Genomic DNA, 916 nt, shown 5'->3' with positions numbered 1-916 from the left:
GGTCGGGCCCGGGCAGCGCGGCCAGCAAGGGGAAGGCGGGCAGCACCGCCGGGGCCCCCGCTTCCGGGACGGTGAACGGCCCGAGCGTCCGACCGGCCGCGAGTGCGGGGAGCGGACCGAGCGCCAGGGCGCCGCCGCCGAGGGCGAATCCCGGCCCCAGCCCGTGGGCGGCGGCCCACACCACGAGGTTGGGCAGCAGGGCCAGTACCAGCAGCGCCAACGCGACGCGGCCGGACCAGTCCCGGGCGAGCAGGGCGAAGTCCGCCCGGGCGGCGTCCGCCCCGCCGATCAGCGCGATCACACCGATCAGGGCCCCGACCCCCAGCATGCCGCCCGCGCCGGCGCAGGCGGCGCGCAGGGCGCCGTGGTCGGCCCGGCGCAGCAGGGGGGCGAGCCGGCCGGTGGGGGCCGGTGGCTCCGCCGAGCGCAACGCGGCGACCACGGTGACGGCCAGGGCCAGGAGGAGCAGGTGGAGCAGGGCCCGACCCGGTCCCGCCCGCAACGGACCCCCGGCGGCGAACAGGATCGCCGGCACGCCGGCCGCCGCGTACCCCAGACTCACCCGAACAGCCGCACCGACGGCCTCCTTCACGGGCCGACCGGGCGGCAGGGCGGCGCGCGCCGCCCGCCACAGCAGCCACACCGGCACCGCGGTGAGCAGCAGGGGGGTGAGGGCCAGCGGCGCGGGGACGCCGTCGAGGGTGTCCATCCGCTCCAGTGGGGCGCCGTGGGCCAGCAACCACAGGTCGATCGCGACCCGCAGGGCCGCCGCCGCCCCGGCGTCGGGGTGGGGCGAGGTGGTCCACAGGAGCAGCACGATCACCACGGGAACGCCGAGGCCCCGGGCCGCCGCGCCCGCCCCGTCGAGGAACGCGCCGGCTCGTCGGGCGGCGCCCCGCAGGAGGGTGGGGAGGAG

1 protein-coding gene is annotated in these 916 nt (G+C 79.9%); it reads right to left on the bottom strand.

The window, feature by feature from the left end; all coding sequences use genetic code 11:
* A partial coding sequence (locus FNQ90_RS25020) for a cell division protein PerM (RefSeq protein WP_228471593.1) occupies positions 1-916 on the bottom strand: 916 nt, incomplete at both ends.

The sequence above is a fragment of the Streptomyces alkaliphilus genome (assembly GCF_014141535.1).
Taxonomy (GTDB): domain Bacteria; phylum Actinomycetota; class Actinomycetes; order Streptomycetales; family Streptomycetaceae; genus Streptomyces; species Streptomyces alkaliphilus.
Note: the sequence above shows the minus strand (reverse complement) of the source record. Positions and strands in the feature narration are given on the sequence as shown.